The 18,785-nt window shown below is 27.1% G+C and carries 21 protein-coding genes and 1 pseudogene; 1 reads left to right on the top strand and 21 read right to left on the bottom strand.

Features of this window, described 5'->3' with window-relative positions:
• Positions 1–92 precede the first annotated feature (92 nt).
• The 13 genes from H9660_RS13545 to H9660_RS13490 form a co-directional block, all read right to left on the bottom strand.
• Positions 93–710, bottom strand: coding sequence for a DUF4004 family protein (locus H9660_RS13545; protein ID WP_191750915.1), 618 nt, complete (start codon positions 708–710; stop codon positions 93–95).
• Positions 695–1,498, bottom strand: a complete 804-nt coding sequence (locus tag H9660_RS13540; protein ID WP_191750914.1) for a hypothetical protein — start codon at positions 1,496–1,498, stop codon at positions 695–697. Before H9660_RS13540 ends, H9660_RS13545 begins: the two co-directional genes overlap by 16 nt.
• Positions 1,499–1,508: 10 nt before the next feature.
• Positions 1,509–2,222: a polymer-forming cytoskeletal protein gene (locus tag H9660_RS13535; protein WP_191750913.1), complete on the bottom strand. Its 714-nt coding sequence runs from the start codon at positions 2,220–2,222 to the stop codon at positions 1,509–1,511.
• 234 nt (positions 2,223–2,456) lie between these two features.
• Positions 2,457–3,692: an NAD(P)-dependent oxidoreductase gene (locus H9660_RS13530; RefSeq protein ID WP_191750912.1), complete on the bottom strand. Its 1,236-nt coding sequence runs from the start codon at positions 3,690–3,692 to the stop codon at positions 2,457–2,459.
• A 34-nt stretch (positions 3,693–3,726) separates the two neighbouring features.
• Positions 3,727–4,935 carry a [FeFe] hydrogenase H-cluster maturation GTPase HydF gene (gene hydF, locus H9660_RS13525; RefSeq protein WP_191750911.1) on the bottom strand — a complete coding sequence of 403 codons (1,209 nt, stop codon included), beginning with the start codon at positions 4,933–4,935 and terminating at the stop codon, positions 3,727–3,729.
• A gap of 10 nt (positions 4,936–4,945) precedes the next feature.
• Positions 4,946–6,322, bottom strand: a complete 1,377-nt coding sequence (gene hydG, locus H9660_RS13520; RefSeq protein WP_191750910.1) for a [FeFe] hydrogenase H-cluster radical SAM maturase HydG — start codon at positions 6,320–6,322, stop codon at positions 4,946–4,948.
• Positions 6,323–6,346: 24 nt separating this feature from the next.
• Positions 6,347–7,456 (bottom strand): [FeFe] hydrogenase H-cluster radical SAM maturase HydE, encoded by a 1,110-nt coding sequence (hydE, locus tag H9660_RS13515; protein ID WP_191750909.1) that lies wholly within the window; start codon positions 7,454–7,456, stop codon positions 6,347–6,349.
• A 28-nt stretch (positions 7,457–7,484) separates the two neighbouring features.
• The gene (locus tag H9660_RS13510) at positions 7,485–7,736 is read right to left on the bottom strand and encodes a TM1266 family iron-only hydrogenase system putative regulator (RefSeq protein ID WP_191750908.1); all 252 of its coding nucleotides are present in this window, start codon (positions 7,734–7,736) and stop codon (positions 7,485–7,487) included.
• A 444-nt stretch (positions 7,737–8,180) separates the two neighbouring features.
• Positions 8,181–8,570, bottom strand: coding sequence for an NUDIX hydrolase (locus tag H9660_RS13505; RefSeq protein ID WP_191750907.1), 390 nt, complete (start codon positions 8,568–8,570; stop codon positions 8,181–8,183).
• Positions 8,571–8,676: 106 nt separating this feature from the next.
• Positions 8,677–9,453 (bottom strand): YdcF family protein, encoded by a 777-nt coding sequence (locus H9660_RS13500; RefSeq protein ID WP_191750906.1) that lies wholly within the window; start codon positions 9,451–9,453, stop codon positions 8,677–8,679.
• Positions 9,454–9,652: 199 nt separating this feature from the next.
• Complete coding sequence (locus tag H9660_RS16560; RefSeq protein ID WP_279289600.1) at positions 9,653–9,787, bottom strand: clostri-philic family protein; 135 nt, start codon at positions 9,785–9,787, stop codon at positions 9,653–9,655.
• A 63-nt stretch (positions 9,788–9,850) separates the two neighbouring features.
• Entirely contained in the window at positions 9,851–10,267 is a 417-nt protein-coding gene (locus tag H9660_RS13495; RefSeq protein ID WP_191750905.1) for a DUF3785 family protein, read from the bottom strand.
• Between the two features lie 45 nt (positions 10,268–10,312).
• Positions 10,313–12,070 (bottom strand): SUV3 family DEAD/DEAH box RNA helicase, encoded by a 1,758-nt coding sequence (locus tag H9660_RS13490; protein ID WP_191750904.1) that lies wholly within the window; start codon positions 12,068–12,070, stop codon positions 10,313–10,315.
• Positions 12,071–12,299: 229 nt separating this feature from the next.
• Here H9660_RS13490 and H9660_RS13485 point away from each other — a divergent pair, with 229 nt between their 5' ends.
• Positions 12,300–12,836 (top strand): hypothetical protein, encoded by a 537-nt coding sequence (locus H9660_RS13485; protein ID WP_191750903.1) that lies wholly within the window; start codon positions 12,300–12,302, stop codon positions 12,834–12,836.
• 78 nt (positions 12,837–12,914) lie between these two features.
• Here H9660_RS13485 and H9660_RS13480 read toward each other — a convergent pair whose 3' ends face one another.
• The 8 genes and pseudogenes from H9660_RS13480 to H9660_RS13445 all read right to left on the bottom strand — a co-directional run.
• Positions 12,915–13,811 (bottom strand): patatin-like phospholipase family protein, encoded by an 897-nt coding sequence (locus H9660_RS13480; RefSeq protein ID WP_191750902.1) that lies wholly within the window; start codon positions 13,809–13,811, stop codon positions 12,915–12,917.
• A 342-nt stretch (positions 13,812–14,153) separates the two neighbouring features.
• Positions 14,154–14,510 carry a 50S ribosomal protein L20 gene (gene rplT / locus H9660_RS13475; protein ID WP_191750901.1) on the bottom strand — a complete coding sequence of 119 codons (357 nt, stop codon included), beginning with the start codon at positions 14,508–14,510 and terminating at the stop codon, positions 14,154–14,156.
• Between the two features lie 27 nt (positions 14,511–14,537).
• On the bottom strand, positions 14,538–14,735 hold the full coding sequence (rpmI, locus tag H9660_RS13470; RefSeq protein ID WP_016206790.1) for a 50S ribosomal protein L35: 198 nt from the start codon (positions 14,733–14,735) through the stop codon (positions 14,538–14,540).
• A gap of 20 nt (positions 14,736–14,755) precedes the next feature.
• The gene (gene infC, locus H9660_RS13465) at positions 14,756–15,268 is read right to left on the bottom strand and encodes a translation initiation factor IF-3 (protein ID WP_191750916.1); all 513 of its coding nucleotides are present in this window, start codon (positions 15,266–15,268) and stop codon (positions 14,756–14,758) included.
• A 274-nt stretch (positions 15,269–15,542) separates the two neighbouring features.
• Positions 15,543–15,854: a rhodanese-like domain-containing protein gene (locus tag H9660_RS13460; RefSeq protein WP_191750900.1), complete on the bottom strand. Its 312-nt coding sequence runs from the start codon at positions 15,852–15,854 to the stop codon at positions 15,543–15,545.
• 98 nt (positions 15,855–15,952) lie between these two features.
• Positions 15,953–17,254 (bottom strand): homoserine dehydrogenase, encoded by a 1,302-nt coding sequence (locus tag H9660_RS13455; protein WP_191750899.1) that lies wholly within the window; start codon positions 17,252–17,254, stop codon positions 15,953–15,955.
• 269 nt (positions 17,255–17,523) lie between these two features.
• Entirely contained in the window at positions 17,524–18,471 is a 948-nt protein-coding gene (locus tag H9660_RS13450; protein WP_191750898.1) for an ABC transporter permease, read from the bottom strand.
• Positions 18,471–18,785 (bottom strand): annotated as a pseudogene (locus H9660_RS13445) (ABC transporter permease); the annotation flags it as partial. The pseudogene H9660_RS13445 and the gene H9660_RS13450, both read right to left, overlap by 1 nt.

Raw genomic sequence — 18,785 nt, 5'->3', positions numbered from 1 at the left:
TTAATATTAAATTTATCCACAATTTAAAATAGAAAAAAAACCTCTGTTTTTTTAAACAGGGGTTTTTCAACAAACTGAAAAAAAATTATAGGTCATCCTATAATTTTTTTTATCTCTTCTATTAATTTACTTATATTAATTCTATCTACTTCTATTGCTTGATTATCTTCAAATATATTTACTTTATCCACTATTAAATAATAATATAAAACTCCAAATTTTCTCTTTATTACAAGTTCATATTCCTTATTATCTAAATCCTTATAATCTTTATTTGCTAATAAAGTAATCTCCTTAATCTCTGGCAGGCTTAAACTACCTAAATTAATAAGTCTTTTATATATAAATAATGCAAAAATATTATTTTCTTCATATACATCTTTTACTTCGATTATTTCCTCAAATCTTAATATTATCTCTTCTGAAATATTATTTGTTAAATATTTTCTTGTTATTTTTATATCCTTAATACTATTAGAAAATTTATAAGCTAAATCATCTAATGATACTTCGTCTTTTAATTCTAAAATTTTATTAATCCTATCTATTATTTTTTCTCTTGGAAAAAATGTTTCTTGACCTGTTGATACACTTTTCTTAATAAACCATTCTTCAGGTATTATATCTTTTCTTTTCCATCTATAAAGTTGTCCATAAGATATTCCTGTTAACTCTAGAAGCTCTTTCTTTGATATTAGTTCTTCAAGCATATCTCTTCCCCTACCTTACTCTTTTTATCTACTTTTAAAGTTCCAGTGTACTCTATTTTATCTATAGAGCATCCATCTAAAATAGTTACATTATGACCTCTTACTATATTACAAGTAGTATTTTGTAATATTATTGTATCTCCTTCTATTAGTTTTGAAGATACCATACCGTCTACAATTTTGATCCAACCAGTATTCTTAATAGTTATCTCACTACCACCTATTTCTTCAATCTTACTAAGTCCTTTTGGTACTATTTCAATTCTATCTGCTGAAAGTAATCCTTCTACAATTACTTCTCCCTTACTATAAAAATAATTTCCTTCACAATTACCTACTACATTAATTGAACCTTTTACATCAATTTCATCAAACAATAAATTCTTTTTTATTGTTGCATCACCTAGAACTTTAATATATTTACATACTAATCCTTCTTCTAATGTCATATCTCCTAATATTTTGGCATATTCTTTTACTTCTACATCTTTATTAGATGTAAAATCTCCTTTAACTTTTAAGGAAGTCATACTTCCTTTTCCCTTTAAAGTAGTATCTCCAAGTATTTTTAACTCTTCTACTTTTATATCATAATGAAATATTGAGTTACCCATTACTTTTATATTTCTACCTTCTACCTTACCTTTAAATTCACCATCACCCATTACTGATATATCTATACACTCTATATTCCCTAAAGAAGTACCATTTCCCATAATTTTTATATTATTATATTTACCAGCACCAATAGATCCATCTCCTAAAATTTTTGTATCATAATCCTTCATAAAATACCTCCTACAAATGTACTCTCTCTTTTATTTTTGATTTGCCACTTTCCTTTAACTCTCCAGTGTACTCAATTTTATTAATTACACAGTTATCTCCAATTTCAATATTTCTTCCTCTTACAATATTACAATGAGTATTTTCCAAATATATTTCATCAGCTTCTATTTCTTCACATATTAACTTTGTATTTATTTCTTTTGTAAAAAATAATACTTTATAGGTTCCAGTCCTCTTTTTTACAGATATCTTTTCTCCACCAATCTCTTTTATCTCATTTACTTTTAGTATATTTAAATCTAAGTTATCTCCTGATAAAAGCCCATCTATTTTAGCTTTTCCATCTAAAAATAAATTTTCACATTTACAATTTCCATTAATAAAAATCTCTCCACTTACTTGAATATTATCAAAATCAACTTCACCGTTAGCACTTAATCTACCATTAACATCAAGATACTTTCCTGTAATACTACCAGCTGTCTTGCAATATCCATTTATTTTACATTCTTCTTTTACTTTTATATCATAAGAAACATTAAAAACTCCATTAACATCCATATAATTAGTGTTTATTTTCCCTAAAGACTTTGCCTTACCATTAACTTTAATTTTTTCTACATCTATATTTCCTTGAATAGTCCCTATTCCATCTATTGACACATCTTGATACTGACCTTCTCTTATACTTCCTATTCCATCAATATTAATATTATTTTCCATAATAACCCCTCCAACATAACATTGTTACACTAAATTTTATAAATAAAAATCTCATTTCTCTTTTATACTATTTATATTATCGTAACATTGTTACATTGTAAATAGATTTTATAAAATTTTTATATTTATCTTAAATAACAAAGAGGCTTTTTGTAAAAAATAATTACTAATTCAAAATGAAAATTAAAGGAGCTGTGATAAATACAGCCCCTTGTTAATCTTTATATATTAAGTTTACTTTAAAGCTCTTAAATATTTTTCTATTTCTTCAGCCACTAACTTTGCGTGATTTGCTGCTTCTACAACTGTTCTTGCACCAGTTACTACATCTCCAGAAGCAAAAACTCCCTCTCTTGTAGTATGACCACATTCATCTGTAAGTAATAATCCCCATCTATTTGTTTCTAGTCCTGTTGTATTAGATACTATATTATTTTTTGGAGATTGGCTTACTGCAATTATTATTGAATCACATTCAAATATTCCTTCTGTTCCATCAATATTTACAGTATTAACTTTTCCATTTTCATCTGTTTTATTTTTAGTTTCTATATATTTTACACCTTCATCTAATAATTCTATCGGAGATTTAAATAGCTCGAACTTAATTCCATCTCTAATAGCACCATCTAACTCAGCTTTAGTTGCAGGCATATTTTCCATACCTTTTCTGTAAAGTATATATACTTCTTCTGCACCATTTCTTTTCGCTACTCTAGCTGCATCCATAGCAACATCTCCAGCTCCAATTACGCAAACCTTTCTGCCTAGTTTATAAGTATCTGGTGATTTTAAATAATCAATAGCATAGTGTACATGTCCTAAACTTTCTCCTCTAATATCTAATGTTCTTGGATTCCATACACCTGTTCCAATAAAGACAGCACTATATCCATCATAAAAAAGCTTGTCTAATGTAATTACCGGCCCTATTAAAGTATTGGGTCTTATCTTAACCCCTAATTCTATTAATCTTTCCTCATAATGGTCTAATATACTTTTTGGTAATCTAAATTCTGGAATACCATATCTTAATACTCCACCAATCTTATCATGAGAATCAAATAAAGTAACATTGTACCCTTTTTGAGCCAATATAAAAGCAATTGTTATTCCAGCAGGGCCTCCTCCTACTATTGCAACTCTTTCATCTAGCTCATTTTCTTTTTCTAATTTAATATTTTCTAAGTAATATTTAGATATATGTGTTTCTATTTCACAAAATCTTACTGGCTCATCTTTAATTCCTCTAATACAATTTCCCTTACATTGTGCTTCATGAGGGCAAACTATTGAACAAACTAAAGATAGTGGATTGTTTTTAAATAATATTTCACCAGCCTTAGCTATTTGTCCTTCTTTAAATAAATCTATTACCATTGGAATTGGAGTGCTTATTGGACAATTAGCTTGACATCTAGGGTTTTTACAAAGATAACATCTGTTAGATTCTATAATTAAATCTTTCATTTTATCCCCCTTTTCCTTTGTAATTTTTTAGCTTTTATATTATATCATCAATACTTATATTAAATAAAGATAAACTTCTTTCTAATATTCCGTTTAAATAAGCTAAAACTATACCATAATTTGTTATAGGTACTTTCTTATCTTTGCAGTCTTTTACTCTATTTAATACAGTTTTTCTATTAATCATACATGCCCCACAATGGATTATTAAGTCATATTTATCTATATCATCAGGAAAATCATGAAAAATACTATAATCATAACTTAATTCTGCCCCAACATATTTGTTAATTAGCTTTGGTATCTTAACTCTTCCTATATCTTCATGAGATACATTATGAGTACAGCTTTCAGCAATTAGTATTTTAGAATTTTCATTTAAATTCTTTATTTTAAATGCTCCTCTAATAAATTCTTCAAAATCTCCCTTTTGTCTTGCAAATAACATTGAAAAACTAGTTAATTTAATACTTTGTGAAACAATTTTATCTACTTCTTTAAAGGCTTGAGAATCTGTTATTACTAAATCAATATCCTTAATATCTTCTAACGCTGATTTTAATTCAGTATCTCTTACCACATAACTCTTAATTCCATGATCTAAACAATCTCTAATACATTGAACTTGTGGTAATATTATTCTTCCCTTTGGAGCTTCCGAATCTATTGGAACTACCATCACAACCTTACTATCATAAGGAAGTAAATCACCTATTATAGGCAATTCATCTTCCTCTTCTTTTAAAATTTTAATAAGATTTCCCTTTAAATTTTCAATTCCTTCCCCTGTTAATGAAGATAAAAATAGATATTCCTTATACTTTTCTTTTAATGCTGATAGTTCTTCTTCCTTAAGCTTATCTATCTGATTAATAACAACAATATATGGTATATTATATTTTTTAAAGTTTCTTTTTACCTTGTTAAATTCCTCTATATCCATATCTATAGCACTTAAAACATATATGGCTATATCTGTTCTTTTTAATATGTCTAAAGTTCTTTTTTCTCTTATTTCTCCAAGACTACTTTCATCCTTAAATCCTGCTGTATCTATAAATAAAACTGGACCTACAGGTATTAACTCCATAGCTTTTTGAACTGGATCTGTTGTAGTACCTTCTTTTTCAGAAACTAAAGATACCTCTTGACCTAAAAACTTATTAATTAAAGATGATTTTCCTGCATTCGTTTTACCATAAATAGCAATATGTTTTCTATTTGCATTTGGTGTTGAATTCATTTAATACCTCCTATAAATATAGGTCTCTTTCACCTGCTTTTAATCTCTCTAAATTCTTTTCTAATAAATCTTTAATATCTTGTCTTTTAATTCTTTCTTTTTCTGTCTTTATAACTTCTTCAGCTTTTTCTAATATTTCCTTATCACCATAATCTATAGCAAATTCTAAAAGAGTAGTCATTGCATTTGGTTCGCAAACATTTTGAATTTCTCCACTTTTAGCAAGCTTCATAAATCTTTCACCAGTTCTTCCTTTTCTATAACAAGCAGTACAATAACTTGGTATATAACCATCATCTAAAACCGACTTAATAACTTCTAATGGAGTTCTATCATCTGAAGTTTTAAATTGAAGAGCTTCTTTTCCTTCTTCTCTATCTTTATATCCACCAACTCCAGTACTTGAACCTGCACTTATTTGAGATACACCGTATCTTAATAATTCTCTTCTCATTTCTGAAGTTTCTCTTGTAGACATTATTATTCCTGTAAATGGAACTGCTATCCTTATAATTGCTACTAACTTTTTAAACATTTCATCATCTACTAAATGAGGGAACTTCTCTAATGTTACACCTGATGCTGGCTTTAATCTTGGCATAGATATTGTATGGAATCCAACTCCATACTTTTCTTCTAAATGTTTATTGTGCATCATAAGGCCTATAACTTCAAACTTTGGATCAGCTAGTCCAAATAAAACTCCAGCTCCTACGTCATCTACTCCAGCTTCCATCGCTCTATCAAAAGCAGTTAAATGATATTCATAATCACCTTTTATTGATTTTGGATGCATAGTGTCATAAGTTGGCTTATGATAAGTTTCTTGGAATAAGATATATGTTCCTATTTTTGCTTCTTTAAGCTTTCTATAATTTTCTATAGTTGTAGCTGCAATATTTACATTTACTCTTCTTATTTCTCCATTGTCACTTTGAGTTTCATATATAGTTTTTAAACATTCTAAAACATAATCTATAGGTGCATTTACTGGATCCTCTCCAAGTTCTAGAGCTAATCTCTTATGTCCCATTTGTTCTAATATCTTAACTTCTTCTGCTACTTCTTCCATAGTTAATTTTCTTCTACAGAAATCATTTTCTCTCTTATAACCACAATAAACACAATTATTTACACAGTAATCACTAACATAAAGTGGAGCAAAAATAACTATTCTTTTACCATATATAGAATCTTTTATTTCTCCTGCTAATTTAAATATTTCATTTAAATCTTCCTTTTCTTCAACTTGTAATAAAACTGCAATATCTTCATAAGATAATCCACTTCTTTTTTTAGCCTTCTCTAAAACATTTTTAATGTCTTCTCTTGTAGCATTTTTAGCATCTTCTAAAATCTTTTCAATGTACTCATGATTAATAAACATATAAAACACTCCTAAACTATAAAATTAAATTAATTGTATATTTTCAAGTTGAATATTGCCTTTAGTTACTTTATAGTAGCCATTATCTTTAGCCCATGCTATATTGTCGCCTCTTGTAACTTCAACTTTAAAACCAGCTTTATTTATTCTACCTTCTATACATTTTCTGCACTCAGCAGCCTCATCTCCTGTGCATATCTTTCCATCATATAAGGAATATTTTTCTCTTACACTTGTAGGAGAAAGATTCGGCATCACTACATTTCCTCCTGCTTTTATACCTTTTTCTCTACCAACAGGATCTATACTTCCAAGAGCCGTTGTAGATGGTAATAAAACATTTGGAAGCAATAATCTAATTAACGCAAGCATAGTTGTAGTTTTTTCTACAGTTCCTGCTTTTTCATCTTTTAATGGTGTATCCTTATGTGGTATAAATGGACCTATTCCACACATATGAGGCTCAAATTCCTTTACAAAAAGTAAATCATTTACTAAATCATTATTACTTTGGTTTGGAAGCCCAACCATAAATCCAGCTCCAACTTGGTAACCAATTTCTTTTAAATCTCTTAAACATTTTCTTCTTTCTTCAAAGCTTGCACCTGGATGAAGAGATTCATAAAGTTCTTTAGTTGCAGTTTCATGTCTTAAAAGATATCTATCTGCACCAGCTTCAAACATTTTTTTATAGGATTCATAGCTTCTTTCTCCTAATGATAAAGTAATAGCATTTTTAGGATATTTCTTTTTTATTTCTTTAATTATTTCTATCATCCTCTCATCTGTGAAATAATCATCCTCTCCACCTTGAAGAACATAAGTTTTATATCCAAGTCTATCACCTATTTCAACACACTCTAAAATATCCTCTAGTGTTAATCTATATCTATCTGCCTCCTTATTTTCTCTTCTTATTCCACAGTAAATACAGTTCTTTTTACATATATTTGTAAACTCTATAAGCCCTCTCATATATACTGTATTTCCATAGCTTTTCATTCTTGTTTCATGAGCCTTTTCTACTAAATACTCCTTATCATTTTCAGTTAAGTTGTCTAATAAAAATAATAACTCCTCTCTAGTAGCATTATTCTCCTTATATAGCTTGTCTATAATACTTTTAATTTGCATATTATACCTCCATAATAATGTTAGCAGTTTACTCTCCTACTTCTTTTTTACTTATAGCAGTTTTTACAGTTACTCCATCTATATTTCCCAATTTTCCTGTTAAGCTATTAATTTCATTTAAGCTTCCTACTACAACTATTGATATAATAGATGTCTCATTTTCTAAAGGTATTCCCATCCTACCTTTAATACTTCCTCTAAAATCAGCCACAACCTCATTAAATTTTGCATTACACTTACTAGGTTCTTCTAAAATTGCACTTATTACACCTATTTTCATTTTATCCCCCTAAACTTAGTATATTAATATCAAAATTTCCAAATTAAAAATATATTTATTTATGCAAAAAAGCCCATTTTCCCAAAAGAAAACAGGCTGATATATTAATAATAAAAGATACGATGGCTCCCTAAAATAAGTTATAATATTCCTAATCATAACTTTTATTATTAATACACTATTACTATTTTCTTTCAAATCAGATTTCTCTTTTTTGTTAGATAAATTTATATTTTTAAAATTCTAATAGGATCAAATGAATAAAGATATTTTCTCTAAACAAATGATTTATTAACATTTATATTTACATCATAATTATTATATATATGTATGTCAATAGTTACCTTTTTATAACTCAAAAAAGTGATATATAAATTTACTTATGAAGTTATTTTCTCCTTCTCATAGTATTTTTATATATCACTAAAAAATTAAAGTAAGCCTCTAATATCTATTTAAACAAAGTAAAATTTTTTCTTTTTCTCCATCTGCTAAATCATAGTTTTCCACTTCCTGAAAACTAACCCATTTTCCTTCAGCTATATCATTTCCATATACAACTTTTTCTTTAAGTTCTCCTATATATACTGATGAAGCTTCACCTAAAGTCTCATCAATTATAGTTTCACCTATCTTTTCAACATTGAAAGCTAATGATTTTAAATCATCCTTAATAGCCCTTGCGATACACTTTTCCTCTGTTTCTCTTCCTTTAAGTTTTCTTCCTACAGTGTACCATAATATTGGTTGATTCTTTTTAGTTTTTCTTCTTACTAAAAAAATATTATTAAAATCATCTTTAATAATTATAGAACATTCTGTAATCTTACTCATTATTTTCCCCCTAAAACTATTCTCTTATGTTTTGTTTTTATAAAATATTTGCCAATGATTATCTATTATTAGTATTCTACATAAAATTAAATTTACCTTTATTTTATTAAACTTTTTGTAAAATTTCTATTAAAAAATATTTACCTATAGCAAAAAATTCTCTTGAATACATAACTGGCATTAAAAGTGGTAAAGTTCTATTAGTAAAAAAACTACTCTTTTCATAATCTAGACTTTTAGCTATTAAATTACTTCTAAAAGCATGAAAATCTGAGGTTATTATCTTTACATCTATATCATTTATATTTTTATTCTCAATATTTTCTAATATCTCTTTAGAAAAGGTTAAATTCTCTCTTGTATCTCTTGATTTGTCTTCCTTTATTATTTCTGCTTTTATACCATTCTTTATTAAATATCTTTTCATTGCCTCTGCTTCTGATATATCCTCACCTTTTCCTTGTCCACCTGAAACTATAATTTTTAATTCACTATTTTGTTTATTTACATACTCTATAGCTTTTTCTAACCGTTGTGCCAAAGTAAGGCTTGGAGTTTCTCCCTTAACACCTGCCCCAAGTATAATTACATAATTGGAATAAGAGTCATTATTTTTCGGAAAAATAATTATTACTGATTCTATAATTACAAATACTACACTTCCTATTAAAATTAAGCTTCTACCTATATTAAATATAATTTTAAAATATTTATTTTTATAGCCTAGTTTTTTTAATTTATCTTTTGAAAAGTGAAATATAATTAATATAACACCAATAAATAAAAAGAATTCATTGAAAGTTATTTTTCCAAATAAAGAATTTATAATTAAAACATATAAAATTGCAAATAAACCTATTATTAAATCAATATACTTTCCCAAATTCACACCCCTCTTTAATACCTATATAATAAATTTTACCATTATCATTTAAATTTATTACTCTTTATATGCTTTTGTAATTTATTCTTAAGTTTTAATTAAATAATAAATTTATTTTTTCATCCAATCACTTATATTTATTTTTTTATTATATTAAAGAAAAGAGGCTGTTTAAAACAGCCCTTAAATAATTATCTTATTAAATTGGATTTCCATCAAAATCAGTATATTCAGGTTTATTTTTATCATTCCCTATATTATTTTGATTTTTATGAAGTTTTTGTCTTCTTTTTCCTTTTTGTTGTGGAGTATTAGTTTTTGTATTCTTTGGCATAGAAACACATCCTTTCAAATGTATTTTATACCCTTATAAATTTTTAATACATATAACTTTGTATTAAACTTCAAACTCCTCTATTTCAATAGCATAAGTACTACAATTTTTACAAACCATTACTGTTACCATGTAACATTTGTCAACTATACCTTCTCTATTTAATCTAGTAAATGATTTTTTATCATAATCTTGATCTATACTGCTAGTTACAAAGTTATTATTTTTTCCATAAACATAAAAATAATATTCTAAGAAATCAAATACTTTCTTCTTCTCCTCTTTTCCAGCCTTACAATTGCTACAACAACTTTCATAATATGAATTTTGAAAATCAACTTCATCACTATTTGAAAGTAATTCTAATATCTTATTTAACTCTATTCCATTAAGCTCTTCATTTTCATCATTAACAAAATACTCTAAGTTATCTTCTCCTAAAATATATTCTTTTCCATCAAAATTAAATTTGTATTCCATCTTTATCTTCCTTTCAGGATTTGTTTTAGTATATTATACCACATATTATAACCTAATTAATATTTCATTTATTTCTTCACTAACTTTAATTCTTTCTTCATATATCCATTTAAAATCAAATTCTAATTTAAAAACTTTACAGAAAGAATAATACATATTTATTCTTTGATAATATATTTCAAGCTCATCTAAATTTCCTCTAAAGCATTGTGGCTTACTTATAACTTTGTTTTTTAATATAAATAACTCTTCTACATATCCTAAAAAAGTTTCCATAAGTTCATCCTTAGATATATCAAAAGGAATCCTTAAAAGTTCCCATTGTATTTGTTCCTTTAATTTATAAGATTTAATTCTATCTAAGATAATTAAATATTCATTTATATCCATTTTTCTATAATAATCTAAAACTTCTTCTCTAGTAGCCCATAAAGCTAACTTTTCATTTAAAGGTAAGCTTTTTATATTTAATATTGCTTCTGATGGCCCTAATACTGCTCTTTTTATTAATCTATCTTTCTCTTCAAGCTTTTCTTGAAGAAACTTTTGATTATCTCTTACAGTTGATACATATCCAACTTCATATATTCCTTTTCTACCTGCTCTACCTGCTACTTGCTTTACTTCTTGAGATGTTAAAGTTCTTATTTCTTCTCCATCAAACTTTTGAATATCTAAGAAAATTATTCTTTTTATAGGTAAGTTAACTCCCATACCAATAGCATCTGTAGTTATAAGAACCTTATTTTCTTTATTAATAAACATGTCATATTGCTTTTTTCTTACTTCTGGTGGTAAATCTCCATAAATTATACTTGCTTTAATACCTTTTTCAGAATATTGCTTAGCAATTTGTAAAACTTTCTTTTTAGAAAATATAACTATGGCATCCCCTGTTTCCACATCATCATAACTAAAATTCTTATTTTCTACTTCTAAAGGAATGCTTCTTTTATATTCTTTAAATTCATATTCATCATCACAATCTTTAACAATCTTTTCTATTACTTCTTTAGCGTTTAATGCTCCACAAATATGAATTTCATTACATCTAAGTCCTAATAGTGCTCTGGTCCAAGCCGCTCCTCTTTGAGAATCATCTATCATTTGAATTTCATCAATAATTGCAATATCATATTCCTTTTTTAAGTCTACTTTTTCTATTGTACATGAAGTATGAGTTGCTCCCTCTTTTATTATTTCTTCTTCTCCAGTTAAAAGATTACAAATTATGTTACTTTTATTTAGCTTCTCATAATTCTCTAAAGCTAATATCCTAAGCGGGGATAAATACACTCCATTTCTTCCTTCTTTTAGTCTTTCCATAGCCGTATAAGTTTTCCCTGTATTAGTTTCACCTAAATGAATATAAACTTTTCTCTTTATATTTCTTGCTAATCTGTATTCATCTTTAGGATTCTTTGGAAAATTATCTTCAAATTCTTGTGAAATTATTTTAGGTATATGCTGTTTAGTTAATACTGTCATAAATCCTGAATTAATAAAACTATTATAATTACCTCTAACAACTTCGTAAAAGTCAAAATTTGTATTATTCTTTTTATTATAATCATTTAATAATTTTTTAGAAATATACTCTAAAAGTTCTTCATATCTTTCCCTAATATCCGAATATTCTTTAAATCCTTCTCCTTCCATTTCTATAAGCTGTCTTATTTTTTTCCTAAGAGAAGATTCCTGTTCTATTAAAGCTCCTGCCTTTGAATTATGAGCAATTTCCTCTATATGATTGATTTGAGATTTTAATTTTTTAAATTCTCTTTGCATTGCATTTTTCTTCAAATTCTCACCTCTTATTATCTGTTCTTTATAAATTATATTATTTCTTTATTATATTTTTACTTAAAAACTTATATATTATTATATTCTATTAATACTAACTTAACAATTTCTATTAAAAATATTAATATTTTTAATATTTTTATATATTATTAAGGATATATTAAGAATTATATTATATAATCATATATGTATTTATCTTTTTTATTTTATTGGAGGATGATTTTTTAATATGGGGAAAAAAAATATTTATTTAGTTTTTTCTAATACTGGAACGATATTAGCAAAATGTATTAACTATTATACAAAAGATAAATATGTACACGTATCATTAAGTCTTGATGAGACCTTTGAAAAAATGTACTCATTCGGAAGAATATATCCTAGAAATCCTTTTATCGGAGGATTAGTTGAAGAAAATTTAAAAGATGGAGTATATAAAAATTTTCAAAATAGTGAGTGTATTATTTATAGAGTACAAGTTACTGATGAACAATATGTTTTGCTAAAAAAAGAGCTTGATTTATTTTTAAAAGACCAAAAAAAGTACAAGTATAGTCTTCTTGGATTGTTAGGCGTTATAATGAATAGACCTATAAAAAGAAGTAATAGATATTTTTGTTCAGAATTTGTTTCATATTTATTAATTAAAAGTAATATTTATGATTCAAATAAAATTCCTAGCTTAACTAAACCTAGTGATTTGCTTAATATTAATGACAAAGAATTTATATATGAGGGCTTAACTTACGAATATAAAGTAGGTTAATTTAATAGCAATTATTTTTATTTTACTATTTTTATAAAAAGATAAGGCAGATATATATAATACATCTGCCTTATCTTTTTATAATTTTATATACTTTTTTGCTAATTGATAAATTTTATATAACTTAGGATATTTGTATTCTTCTTCTTTTTTAATAATGTATTCACTCATTTTCATTATTGGTTGCATTAATCTTATAGTATCTTCATATCCTTCTCTTATTCTATTTCTTTTTGCTTCTTCATTTAAATTTAATGTTCCATTTATTATATTTTCATTTAAATTTCTAGGATAAATTTCTATTATGTGAGTATTAGGATATAATTCTCTATCTATTCTTGCATCTTTAGATAATAATACTACTATAATTATATCGCATCCTTCTCCATAAACTGGTTGAATAGGAATATTATCTGCTAATCCCCCATCTATATATTTTTCTCCTTCTATTTCTGTTGCTTCATATATTAACGGTAAAGATGCTGAGGCTATTACAATATTTTTCCCCATCTCCTCATCATAATCATTCACTTTAAAATATTTAACCTTGAAGTTTAATAAATCTGTGCATGTAGCATAACAAATTTTATTATTCTTCTTAATATTTTCTATATATAAGTATTTATCTATAATTTCTTTAGCTCCATCTTTAGAAACTGCACCTTCCTCGATTTTTTGATTTAAATATTTTTTAGCCATATTTAAATTTTTAGCACCTATTACAAGCCCTATTCCTCTTTTCAACAAATCAAATTTACTTATTGGTATAAGCTTCTCTATAGTTACTTCTTCCCATAAGGCTTCAGCTGCTTCTAAATTCTCCTGTGCAAATAAGATAGCATTAATTGCACCTATTGACGTACCTGAAAAAACTTCTATGTACTTATCAATTTCTAATTTTTTTAATGCTTTCCAAACTCCAAGTTCATAGGCCCCTTTTCCTCCGCCTCCTGATAAAACTAATCCTATTCTCATATTCATCCCCTCTTTTTTGTAATTATTAATATTTATTATATTTTCATTATACCCTCTTTGTTCTATTATTTCCCTCAACATTATGTTAAAAGTATAAAAAAGTGTTAAAGTATCATATCTAGGTTTCACCTTACAGCTCTACTCCACCTTTCTATTATATTTTAACACTTATAAACTGAAGGAACGAAATTATAAAAACTCTACCTATTACACTACGAATTTTACTACTCTCATAAAGTTGTCCACATGTTTGACCTTATTATAATTTACTGCATAATAAAAAAGTCTATAAAGTAGACACCCTCTACTTTATAGACTAAATTCACGATATATTAATTAAAACTATTTTAAAGAATTCTTTGCTAATTCTACTAAATCTGCGAACGCTTTTGGATCATTTATAGCTATTTCAGATAACATTTTTCTGTTCATATCTATTCCAGCTATTTTTATTCCGTTCATAAACTTTGAATATGAAAGTCCATTCATTCTTGTAGCTGCATTTATTCTAGCTATCCAAAGTCTTCTGAAATCTCTCTTCTTTAATCTTCTTCCAACGTAAGCATTTCTTAAAGCTCTTATAACAGATTCATTAGCAGTTTTGAATAATCTGCTCTTTCCACCATAATAACCTTTTGCAAGCTTTAGTACTTTTTTATGATTCTTACGTGAATTTACCGCTCTTTTAACTCTAGCCATGTTTAATCCTCCTAAAAAACCTTTCTATTATAGGTATGGTAATAATTTCTTCATTGCTTTTTCTTGAGTAGTTGAAACATAAGCTGCTTTTCTTAAGTTTCTCTTTCTCTTTGAACTTTTCTTAGTTAATATATGACTCTTGAAAGCCTTAGCTCTTTTTAACTTTCCAGTTCCAGTCTTCTTAAATCTTTTTGCTGCACCTCTGTGAGTTTTCATTTTTGGCATGATACTAATCTCCTCTCAAGTTACGATTTTTTTGGGCCTACAACCATTGTCATATTTCTGCCTTCATGTTTTGCTGGCTTTTCAACTACACAAACATCTTCTAATTTAGAAACAAAATTTTCTAGAATCTTTTGTCCTATATGTCCTAGTTGTGCTTCTCTTCCTTTAAATCTAACTGTTATTTTAACTTTATCGCCGTCTTCTAAGAACTTTCTAGCATTCTTTGCTTTTATTGCGATATCATTTTCTTCAATAGTTAAGCTACATCTTATTTCTTTAAGTGTAGTAACTTTTTGCTTTTTCTTTGCTTCTTTTTCTTTTTTAGATTGCTCATAAATATACTTTCCTAAATCCATCACCTTACAAACTGGTGGGTTAGCACCTGGAGAAATCATTACTAAATCTAAATCTTTCTCTTCCGCTAATTTTTGAGCTTCTTTCGTAGGAACTACGCCTAATTGAGCACCATCTGCATCAATTAATCTAACTTCCTTAACTCTTATTTCTTCATTACAAGTAAAATCCTTACTTATATCTGGTCACCTCCAAAATTTTAAATAAAAACACAACAAAAATAGAGGACATATTACGCCGTCCTCTAGTACTTATAAAAAACTAGTCTATATAACTAGTAATTATTACAAACCCAATTACCCTACTAAGCCTTTGCCGTAAGGTGAGAAACGGCTGTTTCTACTTTAATACATTAATCATTTTAACACGACCATTTATTCTTGTCAAATATTTTTCATATTTATTTTATACAAATAGAACAAATATTATTCTATCATTAATAATATTATTCTTCTACTCTATTTCTCCATTAAAATCTAATATTCCCCCTCTTAAATTATATAAATTAGTAAACCCTTCTTCTTCTAAAAAGGCACATGCAACACTACTTCTTACACCTACTTTGCAATAAACTAAAATAGGCTTATCCTTATATTTTTCTAATTCATCTATTTCCCACTCTATTTCTTCCACTGGAATATTTATAGAATTTACTATTCTAGATTCCTTAAACTCATTTGGTCTTCTAACATCTAAAATTACCAAATCCTTATTGTTTTTTATTAAACTTTCAGCTTGACTACTGTTTATTGATTTTATACTCATATTTTTTCTCCTATGTATAATTTATTATGTAAACTATTTTATAATGGTTAATTGATAATGCATAATGCATTATCAATTTATAATTTTACTTTGTAAAATTATTCAAAGTCTTCCATTCTAATTAGATTGTTTATTTTATATAAAGAGTCTAGCTTAGCTACTTTTTCTAATGCTTTTCTTACATTTCCTTCTTTGCAAATATGTGTTACTAATACTAATGTTACTTTATTTTCATTTTTTATTTCTAAACCTTTTTGTATAACAGATCTTAAACTAACATTCATATCTCCGAAAATAGAAGTTATTTCTCCTAACACTCCAACCTTATCTTCAACTGTTAATCTAATATAATATTTACTATCAATTTCATTAATATCATAGAATTCTTTTTCCCATAGGTTATTCTTAACTACAGGATTTAAGTTATATATATCGATATTATTTCTTAATATAGATACTATATCTGAAACTACGGCACTACCTGTTGGTAAATCTCCAGCTCCCTTACCATAAAACATTAAATCACCTACAGCATTACCTCTGATTAAAACAGCATTAAATGCATCATTAACATTAGCTAAAGGATGAGTTTCTGATATCATAGTTGGATGAACTCTAAGGTCTAAACTCCCATAATTATCTTTTACAACTGCTAATAATTTTATTACTTTTTTAAACTCCTTAGCATATTCTATATCTATTGATTCTATTTTAGTAATACCTTCTCTATATACATCTTGAACTCTTATTTTAGTTCCAAATGCTAAAGATGATAATATTGCAAGTTTATATTGAGAATCATATCCCTCTATATCTGAAGTAGGATCTGCTTCAGCATATCCTTTTTCTTGAGCTTCTTTTAATACATCATTAAAATCTAATCCATCTTGATCCATTTTAGTAAGAATATAATTTGTAGTACCATTTACTATTCCATATAGTCTTTCAACTTTATTAGCAGTTAAGCTTTCATTTATTCCATTTATTATTGGAATTCCTCCTGCTACACTTGCCTCATAAAGGAACATTACACCTTCTTTATCAGCTCTTTCAAAAAGCTCATCCCCACCAGTAGCAAGAAGCATTTTATTTGCTGTTACAATATGTTTTTTTCTTTTCATAGCTTCTAACATATACTCTCTTGCTGGTTCAATGCCCCCAATTACTTCAATAACTATTTTTATAGAATCATCTTCTATAATATCATTAAAACTTGTAGTTAATATTTCTTTTGGAACTTCAAATCCTCTTTCTTTATTTTTATCTCTAACTAGTATTTTAGCTACTTCTACTTCATAGCCTGATCTTTTCATAATCTCTTCTTTGTTTGAATTTAGTATTTTCCAAACACCACGTCCTACATTACCTAGCCCCAACAAAGCAATTTTGACTTTTTTCATTTTTCTTCCCCCTTAAAATTTATTACTTATTGCATAATATATACATTATACTAATTTATTTCTTAATTTACTATATTACTTATATTTAAATATTACTAATTTATATTATATCTTATTAAATAATAAAAAAGTGCCCTAAAAATTTTGCTTATTATGTAGCATTCGCTAAATTTTATCGCAAAATTAATAGAAGCACTTTAAATTTTACTAGAAGATAATTTAAATACCTTCCTTAAAATTATTTTTAATCCTACTTTTAAAGTATGACTTTATCTCTTTCCTGCATCAAAAGGTTCTCCAGCTGCTTTAGGTGCTTGAGATGATTTAGAGAATAATACTAAAGCTATTAATGTAACCACATATGGGAATATCTTTAATATAACTCCTGGTATTTGTGATAATGATGGTACTACTTGAGATACATTTGCAATAGTAGATGCAAATCCAAAGAAGAAAGTTGCACCAAGTATTCCTAGAGGTTTCCATTGTCCAAATATTAATGCTGCCAGTGCAAGGAATCCAAGCCCAGAAACATTTCCATTAAACTCTCCAGCAAAAGTTAAAAGCATTATAGCTCCACCTAAAGCTGCCATCCCTCCAGATATCATAACTCCTAGATATCTCATTTTAAATACGCTAACACCAGCTGCTGCTGCTGCTTGAGGATGTTCTCCACAAGCTCTTAATCTTAATCCAAAACTTGTTTTATATAATAAGAAAATACTAAAAAGTAATATTCCTAATACTAACCAAGTAGTTGCGTAAGTCTTTGTAAAGAATAATGGTCCAATAAAAGGTATATCTGAAAGGAATGGAATATCTTTAGGAATAAATCCATTTATTACTCTTATATTACCACTTCCAGTAATATTTCTTGCTAAATAAATTGTTAAAGCACTAGCTATCATATTTATAGCTGTACCACTTATAACTTGATCTGCATTTAAATTTATACTAGCAAATGCATGTAACAATGAAAATAATGCTCCAACTAATACTGCTACTAAAAGCCCTATCCATAAAGCTCCTGAAACACCATTTGCTTGTAACTTAGAAACAGCTAAAGCCCCAGAAAAAGATCCAATTACCATAAGTCCCTCTAGCCCTATATTTACTATACCACTTCTTTCACAATAAAGTGCTCCTAATGCTGTTATAAGTAAAGGAACTGTATAAGAAATTGCATATGGGAAAATTAATTCAATTGTATTCCACATTATTTTTCCACCATCCCTTCATTAGAATTATCTTTTTTGCATTTATTTCTTGATTTATTAAACTTTTTAATTAACTTATCCATAATCATACTAGTTGCTGCAAAGTAAATTATTGTAGCCATTATAGTATCTGCAAGTTCTGGAGGTACTTGTGCAGCTGCATTCATAAATCCCTTACCTACATATAAAACTCCAAAGAATAATGCCGAGAATATAACTCCAATTGGATTACTAGCACCAAGTAATGCAACTGCTATACCATCAAAACCTTGGCTTGGCATAACACCTATTTGCATTATATTAGCATTTCCAGT

It is taken from the genome of Clostridium gallinarum (genome assembly GCF_014836325.1).
In the GTDB taxonomy this organism is placed as follows: Bacteria; Bacillota; Clostridia; order Clostridiales; family Clostridiaceae; genus Clostridium; species Clostridium gallinarum.
The sequence above is the reverse complement of the archived record's forward strand: the minus strand, read 5'-3'. Positions and strand labels throughout refer to the sequence as shown.